This window comes from Gordonia sihwensis (assembly GCF_029632925.1).
Taxonomy (GTDB): Bacteria; Actinomycetota; Actinomycetes; order Mycobacteriales; family Mycobacteriaceae; genus Gordonia; species Gordonia sihwensis.
Genome location: NZ_CP121248.1, coordinates 3,357,021 through 3,382,245, shown reverse-complemented (window position 1 = coordinate 3,382,245; position 25,225 = coordinate 3,357,021). Strand labels below are relative to the sequence as shown.

Annotated in this window: 22 protein-coding genes and 1 tRNA gene; 14 read left to right on the top strand and 9 right to left on the bottom strand. The window is 69.7% G+C overall.

Annotated elements, in window-relative coordinates:
* Positions 1-11: 11 nt before the first annotated feature.
* Positions 12-689: a deoxyribose-phosphate aldolase gene (gene deoC, locus P5P27_RS16175; RefSeq protein ID WP_278124993.1), complete on the bottom strand. Its 678-nt coding sequence runs from the start codon at positions 687-689 to the stop codon at positions 12-14.
* A 27-nt stretch (positions 690-716) separates the two neighbouring features.
* Here deoC and purU point away from each other — a divergent pair, with 27 nt between their 5' ends.
* Positions 717-1,604, top strand: coding sequence for a formyltetrahydrofolate deformylase (purU, locus tag P5P27_RS16170; RefSeq protein WP_006897338.1), 888 nt, complete (start codon positions 717-719; stop codon positions 1,602-1,604).
* A 17-nt stretch (positions 1,605-1,621) separates the two neighbouring features.
* Here purU and P5P27_RS16165 read toward each other — a convergent pair whose 3' ends face one another.
* Positions 1,622-2,380 (bottom strand): SDR family oxidoreductase, encoded by a 759-nt coding sequence (locus P5P27_RS16165; protein ID WP_278124990.1) that lies wholly within the window; start codon positions 2,378-2,380, stop codon positions 1,622-1,624.
* An 81-nt stretch (positions 2,381-2,461) separates the two neighbouring features.
* On the opposite strand from P5P27_RS16165, the gene P5P27_RS16160 reads away from it, so the two are divergent.
* Positions 2,462-3,595, top strand: a complete 1,134-nt coding sequence (locus P5P27_RS16160) for an ROK family transcriptional regulator (protein ID WP_006897336.1) — start codon at positions 2,462-2,464, stop codon at positions 3,593-3,595.
* 855 nt (positions 3,596-4,450) lie between these two features.
* Here the strand turns inward: P5P27_RS16160 and otsB are convergent.
* From otsB to P5P27_RS16135, 5 genes are read right to left on the bottom strand one after another with little or no spacing between them, the layout of a single operon-like run.
* Positions 4,451-5,215: a trehalose-phosphatase gene (otsB, locus tag P5P27_RS16155; RefSeq protein ID WP_006897335.1), complete on the bottom strand. Its 765-nt coding sequence runs from the start codon at positions 5,213-5,215 to the stop codon at positions 4,451-4,453.
* Positions 5,212-6,651 (bottom strand): alpha,alpha-trehalose-phosphate synthase (UDP-forming), encoded by a 1,440-nt coding sequence (locus P5P27_RS16150; protein ID WP_278124986.1) that lies wholly within the window; start codon positions 6,649-6,651, stop codon positions 5,212-5,214. The genes otsB and P5P27_RS16150 overlap by 4 nt, the downstream gene beginning before the upstream one ends.
* Before the next feature lie 5 nt (positions 6,652-6,656).
* Positions 6,657-6,821 carry a hypothetical protein gene (locus P5P27_RS16145; RefSeq protein ID WP_006897333.1) on the bottom strand — a complete coding sequence of 55 codons (165 nt, stop codon included), beginning with the start codon at positions 6,819-6,821 and terminating at the stop codon, positions 6,657-6,659.
* Between the two features lie 23 nt (positions 6,822-6,844).
* Entirely contained in the window at positions 6,845-7,636 is a 792-nt protein-coding gene (locus P5P27_RS16140) for a MerR family transcriptional regulator (protein ID WP_278124984.1), read from the bottom strand.
* Positions 7,633-9,096, bottom strand: a complete 1,464-nt coding sequence (locus tag P5P27_RS16135; protein WP_411815890.1) for a threonine/serine exporter family protein — start codon at positions 9,094-9,096, stop codon at positions 7,633-7,635. Before P5P27_RS16135 ends, P5P27_RS16140 begins: the two co-directional genes overlap by 4 nt.
* Before the next feature lie 181 nt (positions 9,097-9,277).
* Here P5P27_RS16135 and P5P27_RS16130 point away from each other — a divergent pair.
* Positions 9,278-9,349, top strand: a tRNA-Thr gene (locus tag P5P27_RS16130).
* 62 nt (positions 9,350-9,411) lie between these two features.
* Here P5P27_RS16130 and P5P27_RS16125 read toward each other — a convergent pair.
* Positions 9,412-9,888, bottom strand: coding sequence for a GyrI-like domain-containing protein (locus P5P27_RS16125; RefSeq protein ID WP_006897330.1), 477 nt, complete (start codon positions 9,886-9,888; stop codon positions 9,412-9,414).
* Positions 9,889-9,963: 75 nt separating this feature from the next.
* On the opposite strand from P5P27_RS16125, the gene P5P27_RS16120 reads away from it, so the two are divergent.
* From P5P27_RS16120 to P5P27_RS16095, 6 genes are read left to right on the top strand one after another with little or no spacing between them, the layout of a single operon-like run.
* Positions 9,964-11,535 (top strand): carboxylesterase/lipase family protein, encoded by a 1,572-nt coding sequence (locus tag P5P27_RS16120; protein WP_222111001.1) that lies wholly within the window; start codon positions 9,964-9,966, stop codon positions 11,533-11,535.
* Positions 11,532-11,966 carry a RidA family protein gene (locus P5P27_RS16115; protein WP_222111000.1) on the top strand — a complete coding sequence of 145 codons (435 nt, stop codon included), beginning with the start codon at positions 11,532-11,534 and terminating at the stop codon, positions 11,964-11,966. The genes P5P27_RS16120 and P5P27_RS16115 overlap by 4 nt, the downstream gene beginning before the upstream one ends.
* Positions 11,963-13,159: a winged helix DNA-binding domain-containing protein gene (locus P5P27_RS16110; RefSeq protein ID WP_062366022.1), complete on the top strand. Its 1,197-nt coding sequence runs from the start codon at positions 11,963-11,965 to the stop codon at positions 13,157-13,159. The genes P5P27_RS16115 and P5P27_RS16110 overlap by 4 nt, the downstream gene beginning before the upstream one ends.
* Before the next feature lie 52 nt (positions 13,160-13,211).
* Positions 13,212-13,919, top strand: a complete 708-nt coding sequence (locus P5P27_RS16105; RefSeq protein WP_006897326.1) for a response regulator transcription factor — start codon at positions 13,212-13,214, stop codon at positions 13,917-13,919.
* The gene (locus P5P27_RS16100) at positions 13,916-15,454 is read left to right on the top strand and encodes a sensor histidine kinase (RefSeq protein ID WP_006897325.1); all 1,539 of its coding nucleotides are present in this window, start codon (positions 13,916-13,918) and stop codon (positions 15,452-15,454) included. Before P5P27_RS16105 ends, P5P27_RS16100 begins: the two co-directional genes overlap by 4 nt.
* Positions 15,455-15,475: 21 nt before the next feature.
* Positions 15,476-15,901, top strand: a complete 426-nt coding sequence (locus P5P27_RS16095) for an HIT family protein (RefSeq protein ID WP_006897324.1) — start codon at positions 15,476-15,478, stop codon at positions 15,899-15,901.
* 17 nt (positions 15,902-15,918) lie between these two features.
* Here P5P27_RS16095 and P5P27_RS16090 read toward each other — a convergent pair whose 3' ends face one another.
* Positions 15,919-18,015, bottom strand: coding sequence for a RecQ family ATP-dependent DNA helicase (locus P5P27_RS16090; RefSeq protein WP_278124979.1), 2,097 nt, complete (start codon positions 18,013-18,015; stop codon positions 15,919-15,921).
* Between the two features lie 107 nt (positions 18,016-18,122).
* Between P5P27_RS16090 and P5P27_RS16085 the strand changes: the two genes are divergently transcribed.
* The 5 genes from P5P27_RS16085 (at position 18,123) to purD (ending at position 25,130) form a co-directional block, all read left to right on the top strand.
* Positions 18,123-19,394: a bifunctional glycosyltransferase family 2/GtrA family protein gene (locus tag P5P27_RS16085; RefSeq protein WP_006897322.1), complete on the top strand. Its 1,272-nt coding sequence runs from the start codon at positions 18,123-18,125 to the stop codon at positions 19,392-19,394.
* Positions 19,391-21,514 (top strand): ArnT family glycosyltransferase, encoded by a 2,124-nt coding sequence (locus P5P27_RS16080; RefSeq protein ID WP_062366018.1) that lies wholly within the window; start codon positions 19,391-19,393, stop codon positions 21,512-21,514. Before P5P27_RS16085 ends, P5P27_RS16080 begins: the two co-directional genes overlap by 4 nt.
* 72 nt (positions 21,515-21,586) lie before the next feature.
* A complete protein-coding gene (locus P5P27_RS16075) occupies positions 21,587-22,504 on the top strand; it encodes a LysR family transcriptional regulator (RefSeq protein WP_278124975.1) in 918 nt (305 codons plus the stop codon).
* A gap of 93 nt (positions 22,505-22,597) precedes the next feature.
* Positions 22,598-23,797 (top strand): low temperature requirement protein A, encoded by a 1,200-nt coding sequence (locus tag P5P27_RS16070; RefSeq protein WP_308128695.1) that lies wholly within the window; start codon positions 22,598-22,600, stop codon positions 23,795-23,797.
* A gap of 79 nt (positions 23,798-23,876) precedes the next feature.
* Positions 23,877-25,130 carry a phosphoribosylamine--glycine ligase gene (gene purD / locus P5P27_RS16065; RefSeq protein ID WP_278124973.1) on the top strand — a complete coding sequence of 418 codons (1,254 nt, stop codon included), beginning with the start codon at positions 23,877-23,879 and terminating at the stop codon, positions 25,128-25,130.
* Positions 25,131-25,225: the final 95 nt, after the last annotated feature.

Here is a 25,225-nt window from a genome sequence, read left to right as displayed (position 1 = left end):
TCTGCTGCGGCCTACTCGGGGAAGCCGTCCAGCACCGCGCGGGTGCCCGACAGCCCGAGGCGATTCGCGCCCGCGGCGATGAGATCGGCGGCTGCTGCCGCCGTGCGGATGCCGCCGCTGGCTTTGACACCGACGCCGTCGCCGACTGTCGCTCGCATCAACTCGACCGCGCGGACGCTCGCACCGCCCGCCGGATGGAAACCGGTCGAGGTCTTGACGAAGTCGGCGCCCGCTTCGACGGCGCGCCGGCAGACCTGCACGAGACAGTCGTCGCCGACCGCGTCGAGCAGGACCGCGGACTCGATGATCACCTTGAGCACCCGGTCGCGGCCGATCGCCTCGCGGACGGTCAGGACGTCCGCGAAGACCTCGTCGTACCGGCCGTCGACCGCGGCGCCGACGTCGATCACCATGTCGATCTCATCCGCACCGGAATCCACAGCGAGGCGTGCCTCGGATGCCTTCACCAGCGAGTGATGCTTGCCCGACGGGAATCCCGCCACGACGCAGGTGTGCGCGGACCCGGTGTCGATGGGCAGCATCGACGGTGACAGGCAGATCGAATACACGCCGAGCTCCAGACCGTCGATGATGGTGGTCTGCGCATCGGCCCGGGTCGCTTCGGGCTTCAGCAGCGTGTGGTCGACCATCGCTGCGACATCCGCTCGGGTCAGGTTGGTGTTCGTCACGGAATCGAGCTTGGCACACTGAGAACTGTGAGCAACTCGCAGATCTCCTCCGGCGACGACCGTCGCTTCGTCCTGACCCTCGGCTGCCCCGACCGCACCGGCATCGTCGCGGCCCTCTCCGGCTTCCTCGCCGGCGTTGGCGGGTGGATCACCGAGGCGGCGTACCACTCGGATCAGACCACCGGCTGGTTCTTCACCCGGCAGGCCGTCCGTGCCGATTCGATCGGGATGCCGGTGGAGGAGTTCCGCAGCCGTTTCGCCGAGGTGGCCGCGATGTTCGGGCCCGAGGCCGAATGGCAGGTGTCCGACACCGGTGCCGAGAAATCAGTGGTGCTGCTGGTCAGCAAGGATAGTCACTGTCTCACCGATCTCCTGTCCCGTGCCGAGCGCGGCGAGTTCCCGGCTCGGGTCAGTGCGGTGGTCGGAAATCACCGGGACCTGGAGACCATGACCACGCGCTTCGGTGTTCCGTTCCACCACGTGCCCTTTCCCGCCGGTGGCAAGGAAGAGGCGTTCGCGGACGTGCGGGCGATCGTCGACGGTTACGACCCCGACGCGATCGTGCTCGCGCGCTTCATGCAGATCCTGCCCGCCGACCTGTGCGAAGCCTGGGCCGGCAAGGCCATCAACATCCACCACAGTTTCCTGCCGAGCTTCGTGGGGGCCCGGCCGTACCATCAGGCGTTCGACCGCGGGGTGAAGCTGATCGGCGCCACCTGCCACTACGTCACCGCCGATCTCGACGCCGGCCCGATCATCGAGCAGGACGTCAGCCGGATCAACCACGAGTACTCGGCGGCCGACATGGTGCGTCAGGGCCGAGACATCGAGACGCTCGTGCTCGCCCGCGGCGTGCGCTGGCACCTGGAGCACCGCGTGCTGGTGCACGACCGCAAGACGGTCGTCTTCCAGTAGTCCGCGACTCCCGGCGCCTATCCGGTCTTGATGTTGCGGCGCGAGGTGGCCTGATCGCGGGGGCGGACGACGATCTGATCGAGGTCGACGTGCGACGGCCGGGACGCGGTGAAGGACACGATTTCGGCGATGTCCTCGGCAACCATCGGCGTCAGCCCCTCGTACACCGACTCGGCCTTCGCGGCGTCGCCGCCGAAGCGGACGAGGGAGAACTCGGTCTCGACCATCCCGGGGCAGATCTCGGTCAGCCGGATGGGCTTGCCGAGCAGTTCCAGGCGCAGCGTCCGGTGAAGGACGCCCTGCGCGTGCTTCGCAGAGGTGTAGCCCGCGCCGTTGTCGTACGCTTCGAGTGCCGCGGTGGAGGTGATCGTGATGATGAGACCGTCGCCCGATGCCTCGATCTTCGGAAGCAGGGCCTTGGTGACGCGCAGTGTGCCGACCACGTTGGTCTCCCACATCCAGCGCCAGTCCTCGAGGTCCGCCTCCGCCACCGGGGCCAGGCCCTTGGCACCGCCCGCATTGTTGACCAGAACGTCCACGCGGTCGAGCGTCGCGGCGAAGCGTTCCACCGAGGCGGCGTCGGTGACGTCGAGGTACATGGCGCGGCCGCCGATCTCCTGGGCGAGCGCGTCGATGCGGTCGACGCGCCGCGCGCCCAGCACCACGGTGTAGCCATCGCGGGCCAGGCTGCGCGCCGTCGCCGCACCGATACCCGAACTCGCCCCCGTGACGACCGCGATCTTGCCCTTGCTGCTGGAACTCTCGGAGCTAGTCATGGCATCGAGTCTAGTGGCGGCGGGTGCCGGCGATGCCCGGAGTCCGCGGGCCCCGAACTCGTCTGCTGATAGGTTCGACGCATGACCATCGCCGGCGTGGTGGCCGCGCCACTTCGTTTCGGATCCGGCCCTGCCGCCGCCGTTCTCAACGCTGTCCGTATCAGTGCTCCGGCGACCCGGGACCGACTTGTCGCCGACACCGGGCTCTCGGCCGCCACCGTCAACCGGCAGGTGAACGCACTCCTGGAGGCGGGCCTGGTGATCGAGCGACCCGATCTGCTCGGGCACAGCGGAGTCGGACGGCCCAAGCTGCCACTGACCCTGGACCCCGACCGGTTCTGCGTCGCGGGCATGCATATCGGTGCCCGCCGGACGGCGCTCGTCATCGCCGACGTCGGAGGCCGCACGCTGTACAGTCACGCGATCCGTACGAAGGAACTCGCGAACGCCGACGCCGCGTCGGCCGTCGATAGATTGTGCGAACTGCTCGCCGAACTCGCGGGGCGCTTCTCCGGTCGGCGGGTCCTCTGGGCGGGCGCAGCGCTCGGTGGGGTGGTCGACGACGCCACCGGCCTCGTCGACCACACGATCCTGCGCTGGCATCGGCAGCCGCTGGGGGAGCGTCTGCACGCGGCCCTCGGCGTGCCGGTGTCGGTGGCCGAACACGTTCAGGCGATGGCGGCCGCGGAACTACTGCTGGCGTCGACCGTTCAGCGCAGCGGATCGAGCCTGTTCTTCTACGCCCGTGAGACGGTCGGCATGGCCCTGATCATCGACGGCGAAGTGCACCAGCCCGCGCACGGCGCGGGGACCATCGCCGGGCTCCGGGTGGAGCCGGGGGTGCTGGCCGTCGAGCCGGTGGCGCCGTTGCAGTCGGTGATCGGCACGGCGGCGGTCAAGGCCGCGGCCGCCCGGCTGGACGTGGACGAGTCGGCCGGCGTGGTCGCCGACGATCGCGCGCGTGTGCTCGGCGAGGCGGTGGCGATGATGCGTGATGTGCTGAATCCCGATGCGATCACGGTGGCCGGCGACGCCTTCTCGGCCCATCCGCACGGGCTGGCTCCGGTGCAGGCGGCGTTCGACGCGGCCAGCCTGTTGCCGAGACCGCTCGAGATCGTCCCGACCTGCTTCGGGGTGCACGTACCCGAGGCAGCGGCCGTGGCCGTGGCGCTCTCCGCGGTGTACGCCGATCCACTGGGTGTCGTCGGCGGCTGAATCCATCCGGCTCGTCGAGTAGGCCGTATCGAGACCGTCTGTGTGGGGTTTCGACTCGCTGTGCTCGCTCAACGGGCCTGGAGGGTTGCTCGGTGGTGTTTGTCTGTTTAGGGTTGTCGAGTAGGCCTGTGAGCGTAGCGAGCATGCTGTATCGAGACCGTCTGTGTGGGGTTTCGACTCGCTGTGCTCGCTCAACGGGCCTGGAGGGTTGCTCGGTGGTCTGTTTCAGGGTTGTCGAGTAGGCGTGTGAGCGTAGCGAGCATGCTGTATCGAGACCGCCTGTGCGGGGTTTCGACTCGCTGTGCTCGCTCAACGAGCTTGAAGGGTTGCTCGGTGGTCTGTTTCAGGGTTGTCGAGTAGGCGTGTGAGCGTAGCGAGCATGCTGTATCGAGACTGCCTGTGTGGGGTTTCGACTCGCTGCGCTCGCTCAACGAGCCTGAGGGGTCGCTCGGTGGTCTGTTTCAGGGTTGCCGTATCGAGACGGCCTGTGTGGGGTTTCGACTCGCTGTGCTCGCTCAACGAGCTTGGAGGGTCGCTCGGTGGTGTTTGTCTGTTTCAGGGTTGTCGAGTAGGCGTGTGAGCGTAGCGAGCATGCCGTATCGAGACTGCCTGTCTGGAGTTTCGACTCGCTACGCTCGCTCAACGAGCTTGGAGGGTCGCTCGGTGGTGTTTGTCTGTTTCAGGGTTGTCGAGTAGGCGTGTGAGCGTAGCGAGCATGCCGTATCGAGACTGCCTGTCTGGAGTTTCGACTCGCTACGCTCGCTCAACGAGCCTGAAGGGGGCCGCTCAACGGGCCTGGAGTGGGGCCGGTCCGTAAGCCTGGAGGGGGCTCGCTCAGTAGCCTTCGCACGACCGTCAGCGGCGCAGAGCGGCCACGGTCTCCAGGACTGTCGCGACCCCGTTCGGATCCGCAACGCGGAAGTGCGCCGCCGTCGGGCCGTCTCCGACCTTGACTCCCACATCGTCCGGACCGAGGCGCGCGAAGGCCTTCTCGTCGGTCACGTCGTCGCCGAGGTAGAGCACGGCGTCCACCTCGAGCGCCGCGCGCAGGCGGTCGAGGGCGTGTCCTTTACTGGTCTCGATCACCGCGAGTTCGATGACCGCTTTGCCGTGGGTCACCTGCACCCCGTCCCACGACGCCGGACCGGACTCGGCGAGAGCGAGCGCGGCGTCGGCGTCGGCGGGGGAGGCGTTGCGCACATGAAGGGTGGTGCTGACCGGCTTCACCTCCACCGAGGTGCCGGGGAACCGGGCACTCAGACCGCGGAACTCGGCGACGATCCGCCGCAGCAGTTCGCGTTGTCCGTCGGTGACCGGATCGTCGAAGCCTTCGGCGAACTCGGCGCCGTGGCTGCCGACCAGCGTGATGTTCTCACTTGCTCCGGAGAGCGCGCGCAGGTCGGCGCGGGCCCGGCCGGACACCAGTGCCGCCGCGGTCCGCGGCGCCGCGGCGCACTGCTCCAGCGCGGCCATCGAGCGCGGTTCGGGGACGGCGTCCTCGGGCCGCGCCACGATGGGTGAGACGCACCCGTCGTAGTCGGAGGCGACGAGCACCCGCGGACGGGCGGCGAACGCTTCGAGCGCGGCCCGCAGGGCGTCGTCGAGCATCGTCTCGGTCATGCGTCGGCGGCGAGGGTGTCGAGGAAGCTGGTGGCCCACAGATCCACGTCGTTGGTCATCACCTGATCGTGGAGGATGCGCATCCGCTCACGGCGGGCCTCGGCGGGATCGGTGACGGCGGCCTCGATCGCGTCGTCGACGTCGCGGTCGTCGTACGGATTCAGCAGGTAGGCCTCGCCGAGTTCGGCTGCGGCGCCGGTGAACTCGCTCAGGACGAGGGCGCCGCCGAGATCCGCGCGCGCGGCGAGGTACTCCTTGGCGACAAGGTTCATCCCATCGCGCATCGGGGTCACGAGCATGACGTCGGCCGCGCGGAAATAGGCGAGCAACTCGTCGCGGGCCACCGGCTGCAGCAGGTAGCGGATCGGCGGGCGCGCGACGGTCCCGTATTTGCCATTGAGGTGACCGACCATCTGCTCGATGCGATTGCGCATGTCGATGTAACTGTCGACGCGCTCGCGGCTGGGGCTGGCGAGCTGCACCATCACCGTCTTCGCGGGATCGAGCCGGCCGGAAGCGAACAGCCGCTCCAGCGAGGCCAGCCGGACGTCGATTCCCTTGGTGTAATCGAGCCGGTCGACGCCGAGCAGGAGCACCTCGGGGTCACCGAGTTCGGCGCGGATCGCGACCGCGCGGTCGGCGGCGGCCGTGGCCTGCGCCGCTACATCGGCCGAATCGATGGAGATGGGGAACGAGCCGACCTTGACGGTGCGGCCGTCGTACTCCACCGCTCCGAAATCCTCCCGCGCGGTGATCGGGCCGTTCGAGGTGCGAGTGCCGAGGAGCCGGCGCGCGAGTGTCAGGAAGTTCTCTGCGCCTCCGGGCAGGTGGAAGCCGAGCAGGTCGGCGCCCAGCAGGCCCTCGAGAAGATCGGTGCGCCAGGGGAGCTGGCTGAACAGCTCGGTCGGCGGGAAGGGGATGTGCAGGAAGAACCCGATCCGCAGGTCGGGACGCGTCTCGCGCAGCATCGCGGGGACCAGGAGCAGCTGATAGTCCTGAACCCAGACCATCGCATTCGGGGCCGCAGCACTCGCGGCGGTCTCCGCGAACCGGCGGTTCACCCGGACGTACGCCTCCCACCAGTCATGCCGATACTCGGGCTTGACGAGTAGATCGTGGAACAGCGGCCACAGAGTGGCGTTCGAGAACCCCTCGTAGTAGTCCTCGACCTCTGCGGCGCTCAGCGGCACCGGGTGGATGTCGATGCCCTCGACGTCGGGCTTCTCCTCGGGGGACCCGTCCTGCGACGCGCTGCCCGACCACCCCACCCAGGCGCCCGACCGGGTCTCCAGGGTGGGGGTCAGTGCCGTCACGAGTCCGCCCGGCGAACGCTTCCAGACCACGGAGCCGTCGGGCCGGACCTTCTTGTCGACCGGAAGACGATTTGCGACGACGACGAAATCCGCACCCGTCGCAGGGTGCCCGGGGGCCGTCATCCGCGTCAGGCGGACTCGCCGGGAGCGATTCCGAGCATCGACAGCAGCATGCGGCATTCGTCGGCGTCGGTGGCGTAAGCGGCCACCACGCGGCGGGCCTTGTGTGCGGTCTCGTCGGTCACCGGCTCCAGTTCGTCATCGGCGATGTCGTCGGTCGTCTTAGCTGCCATGGCCGGGATTCTACCCGAGCCGATCAGCGGTGCCGGTCGGCGTTCGCGACGATCGCATCCCGTACGTACCGAGCCAGTCCGGGCTCGATCTCCTCGTACGAGGCGGTGAACCGCGGGTCGCTCACGTACATCTCGCCGAGGCAGGTGTGGAACTCGTGGCTGCACTCGTAGAAGCGCTCGTCGATGTGCTTGCGCGCCCGTTCTGCGGCGTCCATGGCGGCCGTGCTGTCGGCGGGTTCGCCCGCCCGCATGGCCGCGGCGAACGCCGCGTGGATCGCGTCGGTCTCCGCCTTGATCTGTTCCCAGTCGGCCTTGGTGTAGTCGCGAGTGCGGCGGGCCGACTGCTTCCACGCGTCGGTCTGCCCCCACCGCTCCTCGGCTTCGGCCTGGTACTCGTCGCGGAATCCGTCGCCGAAGATCTCTCGCATCTCGTCGGCGGTCGCTGGTCGTTGCTGCATCTGCGTCTCCATCGCTCGATCGATGGCTGCGACGAGTTCGGTCAACTCGCCCAGCCTGGACACGACGGCCTCGCGTCGCCTGCGCAGGTGATCGACTGGGTCGCCGTCGCCGTCGAGCAGTGCCGCGATCTCGTCCAGCGGCATCTCCAGCCGCCGGTAGAGGACGATGCGCCAGAGCCGGTCGAGGTCCGCCTCGGTGTAGAGGCGGTAGCCGGCTCCGGTGCGCTTGGCGGGCGACAGCAGTCCGATCCGGTCGTAGTGGTGCAGAGTGCGCACCGTGACTCCGGTCAGATCGGCCAGACGTCCCACCGTCCAGGTGGTCGTCCCCGTGCCGTCGGCCCCGTTCGTCGCCGTCATGGATTCCAGCGTGGAGGCTTACGTCGCGTGAGGGTCAAGCCGTGCGGCCGGCCGTCGCGCAGCGCGTCGCGTTGGCGCGCGAGCGCCGCGGGTAGCCGGGGCCGTTTGAGCGTGCGTGCGATGAATTCGCCGAGGGTGACTCCGGCGGCGATGGAGCAGCCGACCGCGATGGCTGTGGCCAGTTCGCCGAAGCCGGCCAGCGTCTCGCCGCTCATCACACCGTAGAGACCGCGGTACATCGCCAGACCGGGCAGCAGCGGGGTGATGCCGGCGACGGCGACCACGAGTGGCGGGACGAGGGCTCGACGAGCGGCGAGACCACCGATGAGGCCGACGACGATCGCGGCGACCGCACCCGAGACGATGGCTCCCGCGTCCGTGAGCGAGAGCCCGCTGATCACCCCGGAGGCCAGCACGCCCGCGCCGAGCGCGACCGGGATCGCGCGACGCTCGGCGTAGCTGGCGAGTGCGAAGGCGCCCGCGGCGATCGCTCCGCCGATCACGGTCGCGGCCACGTCCGACGGTCCGAACGGAGACGTCGTCGTCAGGCCCGGCAGACTCCCGCCCAGCGACTCGACCAGCCGGATCGCCATGGCGACGCCCGCCAGGATCCCGCCGGTCATCAGCACGACCTCGGAGAATCGGGCGGTGCCGGTGATCGGCGCCCCGGTGATCGCGTCCTGCACCGATCCGACCAGCGATAGTCCCGACAACAGTGCCACGATCCCCGCCGCGATGATCTGCGACGGCGCGAAACTCACGTCGAGCGCCTCGCGCCAGTGGTACAGGCCGGCCGCGGGGAGCACGGCGATGAACCCGCCGAGCATCTGCTGGAAGAAGATCGGGGTTCCGATGCGGGCCAGCCGCCGGTTGAGAGCGACGATGACGACGGTGGTCAGGAAAGCCGTCAGCACCACCAGCGTGGTACCGCCGAGAAGGATCGAGATACCCAGCGCCAGAACGCCCCAGGCCAGATTCGCGAGCCAGTACGGGTAGGGGTGAGGGGCGCTGACGATGCCGTCGACGATCCGGTGCGCGGTTCCGGGGGTGATGGCCAACTGCCGGATGCGCCGCACCAGGCGGTCGACGTGCGCGAGCCGGGTGAAGTCGAGCGACCGGTAGTGGACCGTGCGCACGGTGGTGACCGGCGGCAGAGTGGGGCCCCGCCGGGCGCTCACCAGGATGCGGTTGAACGTGACGTCCACGACGACATCCTCGAGACCGTAAATGCTTGCGACGAAAGCGATCTGGTTGCCGGTGTCGATGGCGCCGGTACCCGAGTCGAGGAGCACCGCGCCGATACGTGCGGCGAGATCGAGGACTTCGGTGATCGCGGCCTCGTCGTCGAGCGGGATCGGTTTGCGGGGTGCGACGACGATGCTGCCCGGCTCGATCGTGTCGATCGTGGCCGTGGCGTCGCCGAGAATCTTGTCGAGTCCCTGACGGAACATCGCTTTCACACGCACCCTGCCTCCTCACAGGTCAGTCGCGGAGGCGGTCCGGTGGGGCCGCCGCCTTCGATCGTGGCATCGCACGCACCGGCCCGCGAGGGTTGTCCCGCGGAGGTGCCCGAGGTAAGTCGTCGGCCCGGGGACCGGGCGTTACTGGTTCGCGGTGTGACCCTATATACTTCCGCCGCAGGCCTCCTTAGCTCAGTGGTAGAGCACTCGCCTTGTAAGCGAGCGGTCGTCAGTTCAATCCTGACAGGGGGCTCCGCCGCGGGCCTGACGCATCCGATGCGTCGGGCCCGCTGCACTCTCCCGGCGGTGCGGTCCTCAGAGGAGGACCAGCAGATCGGTCCGCAGGTCGTCGTGTGCGACGACGCTGGGATCGGTCACGTAGATCTCGACCACCGCGCGGGGCACCGCACCCCCTTTGGCGAAATGGGTCTCCATGAGCAGCTCCCACGCCGACCCGAGACCGTCGAAGCCGCCGAGGTGCGACATCACCAGGGCGCGGCCGGTGGGGAAGGTCCCGTTGTCGATGCCCTCGAGGTCGGTGGGCTCGGCTACGGGGAAACCGATCGTGACGTCGAACTCGTCGGTGACGTCGCCCTCGTAGACGGCGAAGCCCGGTCCGATCGGCCGAGCCTGCGCCAGCAGGTGGAAATGGCCGTCGAAGATCTCCGGCAGGTCGTCCATGCGGACCTCGGGAAATTCCATGGTCACCACCCGCACCGCGTCCGGCAGGGACACCTCGGTGGCTTCGAAGAACGGCTCTTCGCGCAGGATCAGGGGCAGTGAACTGGTCATGAATCCATGCTACGGCCGCGCGGCCCGGAGTCGGCACATGCTGCACACCGGTCCATCGCCCGGCAAGATGGAGGCGTGACTGACACCGTTCACGTCGTCGACACCGTCTACGGTCCGCTGCGGGGCACCAGCACACCATCGGCCGACCTGTGGCTGGGAGTCGCGTACGCGGCTCGTCCGACCGGGCCGCGACGCTGGCTGCACGCGCAGCCGCCCCGTGAGCGCAGCGAGGTCATCGACGCCCGCAACTTCGGCCCGGTGTGCCCGCAGCCGGTGATGCAGGTGATCGATCTCGGGCCGGAGGCCTTCGCCAACGAGGACTGCCTGTATCTGAATGTCGGGACGCCGCGCGGCGTGGCCGGCACCGACGCACGCCTGCCGGTGATGGTGTGGGTCCACGGCGGCGCCTACCTCTGCGGATCGGGGTCGCAGCCGCTGTACGACCCGGGGTCCCTGGTGCGGTCGTCCGTCACCCGCGGGACGCCGACGATCATCGTCACCCTCAACTACCGGATGGGCGCGTTCGGGTTCGCCGATCTGCGTCATCTCTCGTCCGGCGACGAGACCTTCCAGGCCAATTGCGGTCTCTCGGACGTGCTCGCGGCGCTGGGCTGGGTGCGCGACAACATCGAGCGTTTCGGCGGAGATCCGGGCAACGTCACGCTGTTCGGCGAATCGGCCGGCGCCGGTGTGGTGACCACGTTGCTGGCCTCGCCCGCGGCGAAGGGACTGTTCCATCGGGCGATCGCCCAGAGTTCCCCGGCCACCACCGTGTACGACGCCGAGCGTGCCGAGCGCTACGCGAACATGCTGCTGGCCGAGCTCCCGCCCGAGTACGTGCGGCCGAGCGAACTGCGCCGGACGCCTGCGCTGGATCTGGTGAACGCGTCGTCGGCGATCTTCAACCTGGTACCCAACCGGTTCCCCGGCACCATCGCGTTCGCCCCCGTGGTGGACGGCGATCTGGTGCCGCTGGATCCGATGGAGGCCATCGTCTCGGGTGAGGCGCACCGGGTCCCGCTGCTCATCGGAACCAACCGGCACGAGACCTCGCTGTTCCGCTGGATGTCGACGCCGCTGCTTCCGGTGAAGAACGACGGTGTGGACGCGATGTTCACCCTGATCGGCACCGAGCGGCCGACGCTGCGCGTCCCCGAACCCGACCGCCTCGACTCCTCCTACCGTCACGTGCCCTCGGGAGTGCGCAGCATGGCCATCTCCCGCGACATCGGATTCCGGATGCCCGCGGTGTGGATCGCGGAGTCGCACGCCCAGGTGGCGCCGGTATACCTGTACCGATTCGACTGGGCGACACCGCTCCTCCGCGTCCTCGGCTACGGCGCCGCGCACGCCACCGAGGTGCCGTACGTGTGGGGCAACCCGGCGTCGAGCCGGCGTGATCCGATGTACGCGCTCGGCGGACGGGCCACCGGCGAGAAGGTGCGGCACCGGATGCAGTACCGCTGGCTCGGTTTCGCCGCGGACGGCGACCCGAACACCGGGGAGGACGGCGACGCGCTCTGGGAGGCGTACGTGCCGCAGCGCCACAGTTCGCTGTTGATCGGCGGCACCGAGGACACCTCGGTGACCGGACTGGACGACAGCACGCTGCGCGCGTGGGGCGACGAGGTGCTGAGCTTCCGATGACCGAACCCGAGTACTTCCGGTCCGCGACCCTGCACGACGGCGGATTCGCCTACGGCGCACAGACGGCGCCCGGAGCGCTGATCTTCACCGCGGGAATCTCGCCACTCGACGCCGACGGCGCGATCGTGGGCGCGAACGACCCCGAGGCGCAGGTCCGCCGCGCCGTCGAGTGTCTCGACGTCCTGCTCGCGGAGCGGGGCGCCGCGCGATCGGGAATCGTGAAACTGACCGTCTACGTCGCGGCCGCCGGTGCCGACGAGCTCGGCGCCGTGTGGCTCGCGCTGGACACCGCGTTCGACGCGACTCCGCCGTCGATAGTCCTCGGGGTGTCGGCGCTGCCCTACCCGGGGCAGCGGGTCGAGATCGAGGCGGTCGTCGCGGTCTCGGGCGGCCACATCCCGCGCGCCCCGGTCGAGCGGGGCTCGGTGTGACCGCCCGACCGCGCGTCGGCGACAGTCAGCGGCGCGCTCGGCTGCTGCGTCGCCATCTGCTGGACGGCTCCGCCGGACACCGGGTCACCGAGGTCGCCGACGCCGTCATCGGACTTCATGCCACCGTGCCGTCGACGGTCCACCTGGCGGCGTGGGCCCGGGGTGCGGCGCCCGACCCGCAGACGGTGGAGACCGCGTTGTACGACGAGCGCTCGGTGGTCAAACAGCTCGTGATGCGCCGGACGCTGTTCGTGATGACCCGGCCGGTGCTCGCCGAGGCGGTCGGCGCGATCGGGCCCCGGGTGGCAGCTTCGGAACGGACGAACATCCTTCGCGATCTGCGTCGCGACGACGGTCCGGACCATCCGGAGGCCTGGATCGAGCGGGCGCGCGAGGCGATTCTCGCGGAGCTCTCCGACGGGGCCGCACTTTCGGCACCGGAGTTGCGGAGACGGTTGCCGGAGTTCGACATCGAGATCATGCGCGACCACGGCAAGTCGTACGGCGGACCGTCGCCGATGCTGCCCCGAATGCTCAACCATCTGGCCGCGCGGGGAGAGGTGGTGCGCGGCCCGAACGCCGCCGACTGGCACCGCTCGCGGCCGTCGTGGACGTCGATGTCGTCGTGGCTGGGGGCGCCCCTGCCGCATGTCGACGAGGCGGCGGGGCACGTCGCACTGGTGGAGCGGTGGCTGCGCCGGTACGGTCCGGGCACCGAAGCCGATCTGGTGTGGTGGCTCGGCACCACCAAGACCGCGGTGCGCGCCGCACTGGCCTCGCTGCCGGTGACCGAGGTGGAACTGGACTCGGGTGCCACGGGCTATCTGATGTCCGACGATCTCGCGGAGGTGGAGCCGGTGCCGCCGCGGGCACTGCTGCTGCCCGGCCTGGACCCGGCCACCATGGGCTGGCGGGAGCGCGACTTCTATCTGGGATCCCACGGTCCGGAGCTGTTCGACCGTACCGGCAACGGAGGACAGACGGCCTGGTGGGACGGGCGGATCGTCGGCGGCTGGGTGCTGACCGAACAGGGGGTGAGGGTGGTTCCGCTCGAAGACCTTCCCGCCGAGGCCCGCGACGCGCTCGCCGAGCGGGCCGACGAGCTCACCCGGTGGCTGGGGGACGATCGGCCGGCGCCGGGATTCCCGTCGCCGCTGATGCGGCAGCACGGCCGGGCGCGACCCTCACAGTGATCTCCCAGGTTCTTGCCAGTCGGACCGCCGGAGGGGCAGGCAAGCTGGAACCATGACTTCTGCTGACAAACCCGCCAAGGTCCTCGTCGTCGACGATGAGGAGAACATCAGGGAACTGCTGTCGGTGTCGTTGAAATTCCAGGGATACGAGGTCGTCGCCGCCGCCGACGGACCGCGCGCGCTCGACGTCGTCCGTACCTTCAGGCCGGACGTCCTGGTCCTCGATGTGATGATGCCGGGGATGGACGGGTTCGGCCTGCTCCGGCGCCTGCGGGCCGACGGTGTGGACGCTCCGGCCCTGTTCCTCTCGGCCCGGGACTCGGTGGAGGACAAGGTGAACGGACTCACGATCGGCGGCGACGACTACGTCACCAAGCCGTTCAGTCTCGAGGAGGTGGTGGCGCGGCTGGCCGTTCTGCTGCGGCGCAGCGGCTTCGGCGAAGGCGAGGCGGAACCGACCCGAATCGTCTTCTCCGATCTGGAACTCGACGACGAGACGCACGAGGTGTTCAAGAACGGTGAACTGGTCTCGCTCTCACCGACCGAGTTCACCCTGCTCCGGTACTTCATGGTCAACGCCGGGACCGTGCTGTCGAAGCCGCGGATCCTCGACCACGTGTGGAGCTACGACTTCGGCGGTGACGTGAACGTCGTCGAATCGTACGTCTCCTACCTGCGCCGCAAGATCGACACCGGGCCCAAGCGGCTCATCCACACGCTGCGCGGCGTGGGATACGTGATGCGTGAGCCCCGCGAATGACGATGAATCCACCCGGCGTCGGCCCCGCTCCGCAACCGCCCGGGCCACCCCCTCCGCATCCGCACCTGCCGCACCGTGGCGGGCGCCGCGGCGTGCCGCTGCGGATCTCGCTGGTGGTGCTGACCGCCGTCCTCGTCGCCCTCGGTCTGGTGTTCTCCGGTTTCGCGGTCACCTCGGCGATGCGCGGCAACCTCATCTCGCGTACCGACGCCGGGCTGGACGATGCCGTCAACGGCTGGGCCCGGCCCCGCGATCTCTCCACCGACCACCGGACCGGCCCGCCCGGCCCCAAGCGCCCGCCGTCGCAGTACTACGTGTCCACGGAACTGCCGACCGGAATGACCCTGACGATCAGCGACTTCTCGTCGAGCCCGGACCTGAGTTCACTGCCCGACGGCGACGCGGCGCCGACGACCGTCGACTCCGCCGGCCCGGGGCCGCAGTGGAGGGTCATCAAGCGGCAGTCGGACTTCGGGTCCACGGTGGTGGCGATCCCGCTCACCGACGTCCAGGAGACGATGAACCGTCTCATCTGGCTGCAGGTGGGGATCGGCGCCGTCGTGGTGATCGTGATCGGCGTGCTCAGCTCGCTGCTCGTACGGTCGAGCCTGCGCCCGCTGCGCCGCGTGGAGGAGACCGCGCACGCGATCGCGGGAGGCGACCTGCACCGGCGAGTCGCCGAAGCGCCGGAGAACACCGAGGTGGGCAGTCTGGGCCGGTCGGTGAACGCCATGCTGACGCAGATCCAGGCGGCCTTCGCGGCGACTGCCCGATCCGAGCAGCAGGCCCGGCGGTCGGAGGAGAAGATGCGCCGGTTCGTCGCCGACGCATCGCATGAGCTGCGGACACCGCTCACGTCCATCAAGGGGTTCTCCGAGCTGCTCTCGATGGGCGCGGTGGACTCCGGCGACGCGGTCCGCCGGATCTCGTCGGAGGCCGACCGGATGAGCCTGCTCGTGGAGGACCTGCTGATCCTCGCGCGGCTCGACGCCCAGCGCCCGCTGAACCGCGGCGAGGTGGAGATCGTGCCGTTGGTGGCCGACGCCGTCGAGGGGGCGCGGGCCGGCGCGCCCGGATCGGACATCGCCTTCGACGTTCCGTCCGCCACCGGCGATCCGGTGGTGGTCGGCGACGTCGCCCGGCTGACACAGGTGGTGCGCAATCTGGTCGGGAACGCCGTCGCCCACGCGGGGCCGGACGCGCACATCCGGGTGGTCGTGGAATCGTCGCCGTCGGACGTGCGGGTCACGGTGGCCGACGACGGACCGGGAATGACGGCCGAGGACGCCGAGCATGTCTTCGAGCGCTTCTACCGGGGCGATCACTCCCGCCACCGGGAGGTCCCGGGGGCCGGGAACGGACTCGGCCTCTCGATCGTGGCGGCGCTCGTCGACGCGCACGGCGGCCGGGTCGGGGTCGACACCGCACCGGGCGAGGGCGCGCGATTCTGGTTCATCCTGCCCCGGATCGACACCGCGGGATTCGCCGGCGCCGCCGGAACCGACGAGCCGGACCACCCGCCTGCGGAGGTCTGAGGCTCGTCCTACACTCGGTTCATGCCTTCGGTCTTCACGCACATCATCAACGGCGATCTGCCGGGCCGCTTCGTTTGGAAGGACGGCGTCTCGGTCGGCTTCATGACCATCGCGCCGGTCACTCCGGGGCACGTGCTGGTGGTGCCGCGCAAGGAGATCGATCACTGGGAGCAGATCGACACGCCCACGTTCACGCATATGACCGACGTCTCGCAGAAGATCGGCCGAGCGGTCAAGGACGCCTTCGACGCCCCGCGGATGGGCATGCTGATCGCCGGTCTGGAAGTGCCGCACCTGCACATCCACGTGTTCCCGGCGCACTCGCTGGAGTCGTTCGATCTGACCAAGGCCGACCAGAATCCCTCGCCGGAGTCACTCGACGACGCCGCCGAGCGGATTCGCGTCAGCCTGCGCGCGCTCGGCTACGGGGAGAACGTCCCGGACTGAGGCGTCGCGGCCGCGCCTCACGCGGTCTTGTGGACCACCAGCGGCAGGACGGCGGAGGCCCCGGACTCGCGCAGTGCCGCGGCGGCGAGGGTGACCGGCCAGCCGGACCCGGTCTCGTCGATCACCAGGAGCACCGCGCCCGACACAGCGGGCATGGGCCCGAGGTGATCGCGCCAGTACGCCGCCTCGTCCGCGCCGGTGGCCTCTCGGCCGGGCCGCGGGCCGGGCTGCACCGGGAGCGCGTCGCCGGTGCGGCGGCCCACCTCGCGCAGTCGTTGAGCGAGGGTAGCGGCCAGCGTGCCGCCCGTGAGGTCGAGCGAGTAGATCACGTCCGGCCGCACTCCCGACGACCGTCCCCACTGCGCGACCACGGTCACGGCGGCTTCGGCGAGCGCGCTCGACGCCTCCGGGTCGCCCGCCTTCGCGGCGTCGAGGACATCGCGCCACTGGGGTGCGTCGGCGAAGGCCAGCACCCGTCCCGGTTCGGCCATGGCGCCGGGCGGGATCCGGCCGCGGCTGCCGAAGGCGCCGCCCGGCCACATCTTGCGGGGTTCGAGGAGTTCGGCGTCGCGCCGCAGCACGGCTCCGACCTCGGCGACGACCCGGGTCTCCGGTGCCTCGGCGAGCCCGGGGGTGATCTCGCCCCGGCACACCGAGCAGCGCCCGCAGTCCTGGGAGCGAGGATCGTCGAGGGACTCGGTCAGCAGCCGCATGAGGCACTTCTCGCCGCGGATGAACGAGCGCATGATGTCGGCCTCGCGACGCCGGACGGCGAGGACGCCCTCGTAGTGCTCGGCGTCGTACACCCAGGGCTTCCCGGTGACCGACCACCCCTCGCTCGATCGCTCGACCACTCCGTCGACCGCCAACTGTTTGCACATCAGTTCCACGCGGCCGCGGCGGATACCGGTCGCGGACTCCAGGCCCGGGACCGTCATCGGGCCGTCGGCGTCGCCCAGCGTCTGCAGCAGTCGTTCCATGCGCGCCGGGTCGGGGATCGTCGCGGTGGCGAAATGCTCCCAGATCGCGTCGTCGAGCCGGGAGGCGAGGAGCATCACCACCGCCTCGTCGAGCGCACGGCCGGCACGGCCCACCTGCTGGTAGTACGAGACCGGAGACGGCGGGGCTCCCACATGCACGACGAACCCCAGATCCGGTTTGTCGAAACCCATCCCGAGCGCCGACGTCGCGATGAGAGCTTTGACGCGGCCCGCGAGCAGATCGTCTTCGAGGCGATGCCTTTCCTCGGCGGGCAGTCCGCCGGTGTAGGCCGCGACCGCGAGTTCGTCCCCGTGGACGGCGCGGATCGCCCGGACAAGGCGATCGGCGTCCGCGACGGTGAGCACGTAGACGATTCCGGAACCGGGAAGCATCGGTAGTTCCTGTGCCACCCAGGCGTACCGCTGCAGTGGGTCGAGTCCATCGATCACGTTGAGATGCAATGACTTCCGTGCCAACGGGCCGCGCAGGACAAGCGTGGCGTCGCCGAGCTGCGCCGCGACGTCGTCGGTGACGCGGGCGTTGGCGGTGGCAGTGGTCGCCAGCACGGAGGTCTGCGGATTCAGCCGCTGCAGCACGTCCGACACGCGCCGGTAGTCGGGACGGAAATCGTGTCCCCAGTCGGAGATGGCGTGGGCCTCGTCGATCACGACCAGGCCGAGCCGCCCGGCGAGAGCTTCGAGCACGCGGCGACCGAAACCCGGATTGGCGAGCCGTTCGGGCGACACGAGCAGTACGTCGAGCGAACCGTCGAGCAACGCGCCCTCGATGGCCGACCATTCGTCGATATTCGCCGAATTCACTGTGGCAGCACGCAGTCCGCCGCGCGTGGCCGCCGCCACCTGGTCGCGCATCAGCGACAGCAGTGGCGAGACGATGAGGGTCGGTCCGCCGCCGGCCGCACGGATGACGGCCGTGGCCGCCCAGTACACGGCGGACTTGCCCCAGCCGGTGGCCTGCACCACGAGCACGCGGGCGCCGGGCGCGGCCAGGGCTGCCACCGCAGTCTCCTGGTCCGCCCGCAGCCGGGCGTCGGGGCCGGCGAGCGAGGTGATGACCTGATCGGCGATCTCCCGCTGCGGGGGAGTGAGCTGCTGCGGTGGGGACGTGACCATGGCGCCCAATGTATCGCCGCTCCCGGACTGTAACGACTCCGTCATCCACAGGAATCTCCCAGCAGTGGCCCAGGGCCGCGGGAGCGAACCGCACGATTCTCGTAGCCATGACAGAAGTTCTGAGCCGGGCATCGACCGAGGGCGAGTCGGTGCCCGACCGACCGGTCCTCGATGTGGTGATGCCGGTCTACAACGAAGAAGACGATCTGGAGCAGTCGGTTCGCCGGCTGCACCGCCATCTGGCCGACAGCGTGCCGTATCCGGCGCGGATCACCGTGGCCGACAATGCGAGTACGGACTCGACCCTCGCGATCGCGCTGAGGCTGCAGGCGGAGATCCCGGGCGTTCGCGTGGTCCACCTCGACTTGAAGGGGCGGGGGCGGGCGCTCAACCACGTCTGGCGCGACAATGACGCTCAGATCGTCGCGTACTGCGACGTCGATCTCTCCACCGACCTCAATGCGCTGATGCCGCTCATCGCCCCCTTGATCTCGGGGCACTCCGACATCGCGATCGGCACTCGGCTGTCGCACTCGTCCCGGGTGATCCGGGGCGCCAAGCGGGAGTTCATCTCGCGCTCGTACAACCTGATCCTGCGCACCGCGATGGGCGCCCGCTTCTCCGACGCGCAGTGCGGCTTCAAGGCGATGCGCACCGATGTGGCCCGCGGACTGCTGCCGTACGTCGAGGACACCGGATGGTTCTTCGACACCGAACTGCTGGTTCTCGCCGAACGCGTCGGTCTGCGAATCGCGGAGGTTCCGGTGGATTGGATCGACGATCCCGACAGTTCAGTCGACATCGTCGCCACCGCGATCGCCGATCTGCGCGGGTGCGCACGCGTCGGCTGGGCGCTCGCCACCGGTCGGATCCCGGTGGCCGAACTGCGCAAGACACTCGGACGGGATCGATTGCCGGGGCCGGTGATCGACGGTGTGCCGCACGGAATGGTCGGTCAGCTGGCCCGGTTCTGCGCCGTCGGCCTGGTGTCGACGGTGGCGTTCGCGCTTCTGTATCTCCTGTTGCGGCCGGCCGGTGCACAGGCCGCCAACTTCCTGGCGCTGGCGATCACCGCGGTGCTGAACACCGCGGCCAACCGCCGCTTCACCTTCGGCGTCCGCGGGCGCCAGGACCGGGCGCGGCACCACCTGTTCGGGTGGGGTGTGTTCCTCTTCGGCTGGGCGGTGACGGCGGGTTCGCTCTTCGCGTTGCACCGCTGGAACCCGGATGCCGGCCGCGCACTGGAACTGGCCGTCCTGGTCGCCTCCAACCTCGTCGCCACCGCGACACGTTTCGTCGGGCTGCGGTGGGTGTTCCGCCGGCGCCCCTCCGTCGCGGCGCCGGCCGAGCAGACCTCTATCGAACGGAGTGCCGCATGACTGCGACCGTCCTCGATCGGCCGCAACCGGCCGAACCCCTGCCCGATGATCCCGACCGGACGCGCAGTGCGCTGTGGCGCCGGCTGTCGCTGGCGGCGCTGCTGGTGGGGACCACCGTCCTCTACCTGTGGAATCTCTCGATCAACGGTTGGGCGAACTCCTTCTACACGGCTGCGATCCAGGCGGGTTCGCAGTCGTGGAAGGCGTGGTTCTTCGGGTCGTCCGACATGGCGAACTCGATCACCGTCGACAAGCCGCCCGCATCCCTGTGGATCCCCGCGCTGTCGGTGCGAGTCTTCGGCCTCAACTCGTGGTCGGTGCTGGTCCCCGAGGTGCTGATGGGTGTCGGGTCGGTGGCGCTGCTGTACTTCATCACCCGCCGCTACTTCGGCCACTGGGCCGGCATCGGTGCGGGCGCCGTGTTGGCGCTGACCCCAGTGGCCGCGATGATGTTCAGGTTCGACAACCCCGAGGCCCTGCTTATCCTGCTCATGATCGCGGCGTGCGGCGCGGTGCTGCGCGCGATGGAGCCCGGCGCGAAGAGCGTGTGGTGGATGGTCGCGGCAGGCACGGCGGTCGGATTCGGTTTCCTCACCAAGCAGCTGGAGGTGATGCTGATCGTTCCGGCGATGGCCGTGACCTACCTGGCGTTCGGTCCCGGACGGTGGCTGCGTCGCATCGGGCATCTGTTCGCCTCACTGGGTGCGCTGATCGTGAGTGCCGGCTGGTGGGTCCTGGCCGTGGAGCTCTGGCCGGCGTCGAGCCGTCCGTACATCGGCGGTTCGCAGAACAACTCGATCCTCGAGCTGACGTTCGGCTACAACGGTCTCGGCCGGCTCGACGGGAACGAGAAGGGCAGCGTGGGCGGTGGCGGACGCGCTCGCGAGATGAGCGGCGCGGCAGCCGAGATGTTCGGCCAGGGCGGTCCGGGGGGTCCCGGCGCCGGCGGCCCGGGCGGCGGCATGTGGGGCTCCACCGGCTGGCTCCGGATGTTCGAGCCGGCGCAGGGCGGTCAGATCGCCTGGCTGATCCCGTCGTCCCTGATTCTGGGAGTGGCGGCGCTGGTTCTGATCGGGCGGGCCTCACGTACCGATCTGCGGCGTGCCTACTTGAGCGTCTTCGGACTGTGGATGCTGATCATGGTCGGCGTCTTCAGCTTCATGGCGGGCATCTTCCACAGCTATTACACGGCGGCCATCGCTCCCGCTCTGGCGGCGGTGATCGCGGTGTCGGCGGTCGTGTGCTGGCGCGAACGGGCCGCGTTGTGGGTTCGGCTGGTGCTGGCCGCCGCGACGTGGACCGCGGCGATCTGGGGATTCGTGCTGCTGAACCGCTCGGCCGATTTCGTCCCGTGGCTGCGGTTCGTCGTCCTCGTCGTGGGGATCGTCGCGGGAGCGCTGATGCTGGGGGCTCAGCGTGGCGTGCTCGCCGCGGTCGCAGCGTCGCTCGCGGTTCTCGCCGGCCTGGCGGGTCCGCTCGCCTACACGGTCGACACGGTGACCACGGCTAAGCAGGGCTCGATCATCAGCGCCGGTCCCCAGGTCGAAGGCGAATTCGGGCCGGGGGGCGGGCACGGTCGGCACGGCCGGTTCAACGGCGCGTTCGGGCCACCGGGAGCGGGCCGGACGCAGGCCGGTGCACGTGGCGGATTCCCCGGCATGGGCGGTGCGCCGGGCATGGGCGCCCCGGGCCAGGCGGGCGGAGGTCCCGGAGCCTCACCGGCGGGCGGCCTGCTGAACGGATCCACGCCGTCTGACGAGATGGTCGCGGTCCTGCGGAACGACGCCGATCGGTACACGTGGGTCGCGGCGGCCATCGGTTCCAACGAGGCCTCCGGCTATCAGATCGCCAGCGGATACTCGGTGATGCCGATCGGCGGGTTCAACGGGACCGACCCGTCGCCGACCCTGGACCAGTTCAAGCAGTACGTCGCCGACGGCAGGATTCACTACTTCATCTCGGGCGGCCGGGGTGATCGCGGGGGTGAGGGCTTCGGCGGAATGCCCGGCATGGGGGAGAGCGGGACGTCGTCGGAGATCAGTTCGTGGGTCAAGGAGCACTTCACCGCCACGACGGTCGACGGTGTGACTCTCTACGACCTCACGTCGCCGAAGAACTGACCGATGGTGCTCCGGGGACGCCGCGTCGCCGGAGCACCGTCGTTCTTCTCGCCCGGGTGGGACGATGGTTGTGTGTCGTCCACCAGACGCCTCTCGCAGGATCACCTGCGCACGATGCTGGCCGTGTACCGGTCGGGGTCGTTTCATGCGGCCGCTCGGCACCTGGGGGTCTCGGCACCGACGGTCGCCAACCACATCCACCTGGTCGAGGACCATTTCGGCGTCCGGATGTTCGAGCGGAGCGCCGACGGCACGGTGCCGACGGTCGCGGCTCACGAGATCGCCGCACAGATCGCGACGCATCTCGACGAGATCGACCGCCTGATCGCCGGTGATCTGCGTCGGTCTCCGACCGGCGGTCTCATGGTCTCGCTGGGCGGACCGTGCGAGTTCGTCACCGAGCAGTTGCTTCCGGCGCTCGCCGGCGACACTGCGCGTCTGCCGCGAATCGCCTTCGAATTCGGTGATTCGCGGCGGATGCTTGCCGAACTCGACGCCGGGCGGCTCGACCTCGCGGTGGTCTCCGGGATCCGGCCGAGCGGAGCCGGAGTCCGGGCGTGGCCGGTGGCCCGGGAGCGGTTCTGGCTGGTCGCGGCACCGGGACTGACCGACGGGACCGAGCCGCCCGCCGAACTGGATGCGGCCGGTCTGATCGCTTACGACGATCACCTCCCGCTGCTGCGGCGGTATTGGAACACGGTGTTCGGAGTCGATCCGCGGTTCGATCCGACGATCGTCCTGCCCGATCTGGTGGCGATGAAGGCCGCGGCGCTCGCCGGGCTCGGCGTCACCGTCCTGCCGAGCTATCTGGTTCACGAGGAGGTCCGGAGCGGGGCCCTGGTGCGACTGGACCGCCGTCGGGACCCGCCGAGCAGCACGGTGTTCCTCGCCGCGGGCGAACCCGCGCTCGCGGCTCGCCCACCACTGCTCCGGTTCGCCGAACTGCTGGTGGATCGGATCACCGGGTACCAGGAGAACGTGACGCAGTAGCGCGATCGGCGGATGCGGGGGCGACCGCGCGCGGCGCGCAGTCGCTCCGCCGGTTCCTTGGCCCCCGATGCGGTGGGCTCTACGGTGTTCGACGTGAGCGTGTCGACCACCATCCGGCGCATGTCCGGACGCGATCCGGCCGAGGACGGCCGGGCCGCCAGCGATCTGGAGGTCTTCTACGACCTCGTCTTCGTCGTCGCCTTCTCGATCGCGGGCGCCCAATTGGCGGAGTACCTCGCCGAGGGGCACTACCGTGCGGCCGTGATCGGCTACGCCATCGCCACCTTCGCCGCGGTGTGGGCCTGGATCAACTTCGCCTGGTTCTCCTCCGCCTTCGACACCGACGACTGGGTGTACCGGCTGCTGACACTGGTGCAGATGGTCGGCGTGGCGATCATCGCGATCGGGTTGCCGCCGGTGTTCGCGTCGATCGACGCGAACCGCCACGTCGACCTCGCGGTGGTGGTGATCGGCTACATCGTGATGCGCGCCGGAATGATCGTGCAGTGGCTGCGGGCGGCCGTACAGGCTCCCGAATACCGCGCCACGTGTCTGACGTACGCGCTGATGACGACCGTCGCGCAGGTGGGCTGGGTGGCGGTCGCCGCGGTCTCGATGACGCTCGGGCCCACGCTCATCGCGATCGCGGTGTGCATGGTGGCCGAACTGCTGGGGCCCGCGATCGCCGAGACGCGGTTCCGGGCCACTCCCTGGCACCCCGGGCACATCGTCGAACGGTATTCGACGCTGGTGGTGATCACCCTCGGCGAAGGTGTGGTCGGGACGGTCGCGGTGTTGCAGGCGGTCATCGGACGAACCGGCTGGAGCACGGAGACCGCGGTGCTGGGCCTGACAGCGATGGGCGTCACGTTCGCCATGTGGTGGCTGTACTTCCAACTCGAGGTGGGGCGCCCGCTGGCGGCGCGGCCGGGAATGGCCTTCGTTTTCGGCTACGGCAGCATGCCGATCGTCATCGGCTGCGCGGCCGTCGGCGCCGGCCTGCACGTGGTGGCGATGTGGCTGGAGGGCGAGGCCGAGATCTCCCAAGCTGCGGTCTACGGTGCCGTCGCGGTGCCGTTGGCGGTGTTCTGCCTGGGTACGATCGTCATGTTCTATCTGCTGGCCGGCGCCGACCGGCTGCTGATCCCGCTGTTCCTCGCGGCGTCGGTGCCGCTCATCGCCGGCGGGGTGCTGGCCGTGTCCGGCGTGGGGCTGCTCGCCTGCGTGGTGGTGGGGTGCCTGACTCCGGTCCTGCCGTTGCTGTTGGTGGAGGCGTCGGCTCGCCGACGCTGATCCACCCGGTCGACGGCATCGCGCCCCCGTCGCCGGGCGGTGGCATCGCCGTCGGGCCGGACCCACTACCCTGAACGGCGTGCGCGTACTCGTGATCGGCTCGGGCGGCCGCGAACATGCCCTTCTCCTCGGACTCGACCGCGATCCGTCGGTGACGCAGTTGCATGCGGCGCCCGGCAACGCCGGTACGGCCGCGCTGGCCACCAACCACTCCGTCGACGTCGCGTCGGCCGACGCCGTCGTGGCACTGGCTCGGGAGATCGACGCGGATCTGGTGGTGATCGGCCCCGAGGTCCCGTTGGTCCTCGGGGTGGCCGATGCCCTGCGCGAAGCAGGCTTCGACACCTTCGGTCCGAGTGCCGCGGCCGCGCAGATCGAGGGGTCCAAGGCCTTCGCCAAGGACGTGATGGCCGCGGCGGGCGTGCGCACCGCCCGAGCGGAGATCGTCGACAACCCCGCCGACCTGGAGGCCGCGCTGGACCGCTTCGGTCCCACCTGGGTGGTGAAGGACGACGGTCTGGCCGCAGGCAAGGGCGTCGTGGTGACCTCCGACCGCGATGCGGCGCGTGCCCACGCGGCCGACTGCCTCGAACACGGACATCCGGTGCTGCTCGAGAGTTTCCTCGACGGTCCCGAGGTGTCGCTGTTCTGCCTGGTGGACGGTGAGACGGTGGTCCCGCTGCTGCCCGCGCAGGATCACAAGCGCGTCGGCGACGGCGACGCCGGACCCAACACCGGCGGAATGGGCGCGTACACGCCGCTTCCGTGGCTGCCGCAGTCGATGGTCGATCGGATCGTCGACGAGGTGTGCGAACCCGTCGCCGCGGAACTGGTCCGGAGGGGCACGCCGTTCTCCGGTCTGCTGTACGCCGGCCTGGCGATCGGCTCCGACGGGCCCGCAGTGGTCGAGTTCAACTGCCGCTTCGGCGACCCCGAGACACAGGCGGTGCTCGAACTGCTCGAATCGCCGCTGGGCGAGGCGCTGGCCGCGACCGCTCGCGGTACGCTCGCCGATCTGCCGCCGCTGCGGTGGCATGACGGTGCGGCCGTGGTGGTGGTCCTCGCGGCGGAGAACTACCCGGGCCGCCCCCGGACCGGCGACGCGATCACCGGCGCCACAGCCGAAGGCGTACTGCATGCGGGAACAGCGGTCTCCGCCGACGGCCGGATCGTCTCCTCCGGGGGGCGTGTGCTGTCGGTGGTCGGCCGCGGCGCCGATCTGGCGTCCGCGCGGGCGCAGGCCTACGAGCGGCTGGCCGGAGTGCGGCTGCCGGGCGCGCATTTCCGGACCGACATCGGCAAGGCCGCCGAAGACGGACTCATCTCCATCTGATCGCGCCGCGTCCACCGCCCGAATGACGCGGGGTCACGCCGCTTCGCATGCCGTCGATCTATCCCGTGAGGTCGGGAGATTCGAGGGAGGCGACG

Bases quoted from the DNA above. Each gene is read 5' to 3' on its own strand.
- P5P27_RS16160 (WP_006897336.1), top strand. From the start codon at position 2,462: ATGACCATCGCCGGCGTGGTGGCCGCGCCACTTCGTTTCGGATCCGGC.
- P5P27_RS16140 (WP_278124984.1), bottom strand. From the start codon at position 7,636: ATGACGGCGACGAACGGGGCCGACGGCACGGGGACGACCACCTGGACG.
- otsB (WP_006897335.1), bottom strand. From the start codon at position 5,215: ATGACCGAGACGATGCTCGACGACGCCCTGCGGGCCGCGCTCGAAGCG.
- P5P27_RS16090 (WP_278124979.1), bottom strand. From the start codon at position 18,015: ATGGTCACGTCCCCACCGCAGCAGCTCACTCCCCCGCAGCGGGAGATC.
- P5P27_RS16165 (WP_278124990.1), bottom strand. From the start codon at position 2,380: ATGACTAGCTCCGAGAGTTCCAGCAGCAAGGGCAAGATCGCGGTCGTC.
- P5P27_RS16080 (WP_062366018.1), top strand. From the start codon at position 19,391: ATGACTGCGACCGTCCTCGATCGGCCGCAACCGGCCGAACCCCTGCCC.
- P5P27_RS16100 (WP_006897325.1), top strand. From the start codon at position 13,916: ATGACGATGAATCCACCCGGCGTCGGCCCCGCTCCGCAACCGCCCGGG.
- P5P27_RS16095 (WP_006897324.1), top strand. From the start codon at position 15,476: ATGCCTTCGGTCTTCACGCACATCATCAACGGCGATCTGCCGGGCCGC.
- P5P27_RS16125 (WP_006897330.1), bottom strand. From the start codon at position 9,888: ATGACCAGTTCACTGCCCCTGATCCTGCGCGAAGAGCCGTTCTTCGAA.
- P5P27_RS16145 (WP_006897333.1), bottom strand. From the start codon at position 6,821: ATGGCAGCTAAGACGACCGACGACATCGCCGATGACGAACTGGAGCCG.
- P5P27_RS16150 (WP_278124986.1), bottom strand. From the start codon at position 6,651: ATGACGGCCCCCGGGCACCCTGCGACGGGTGCGGATTTCGTCGTCGTC.
- P5P27_RS16105 (WP_006897326.1), top strand. From the start codon at position 13,212: ATGACTTCTGCTGACAAACCCGCCAAGGTCCTCGTCGTCGACGATGAG.
- P5P27_RS16115 (WP_222111000.1), top strand. From the start codon at position 11,532: ATGACCGAACCCGAGTACTTCCGGTCCGCGACCCTGCACGACGGCGGA.
- P5P27_RS16085 (WP_006897322.1), top strand. From the start codon at position 18,123: ATGACAGAAGTTCTGAGCCGGGCATCGACCGAGGGCGAGTCGGTGCCC.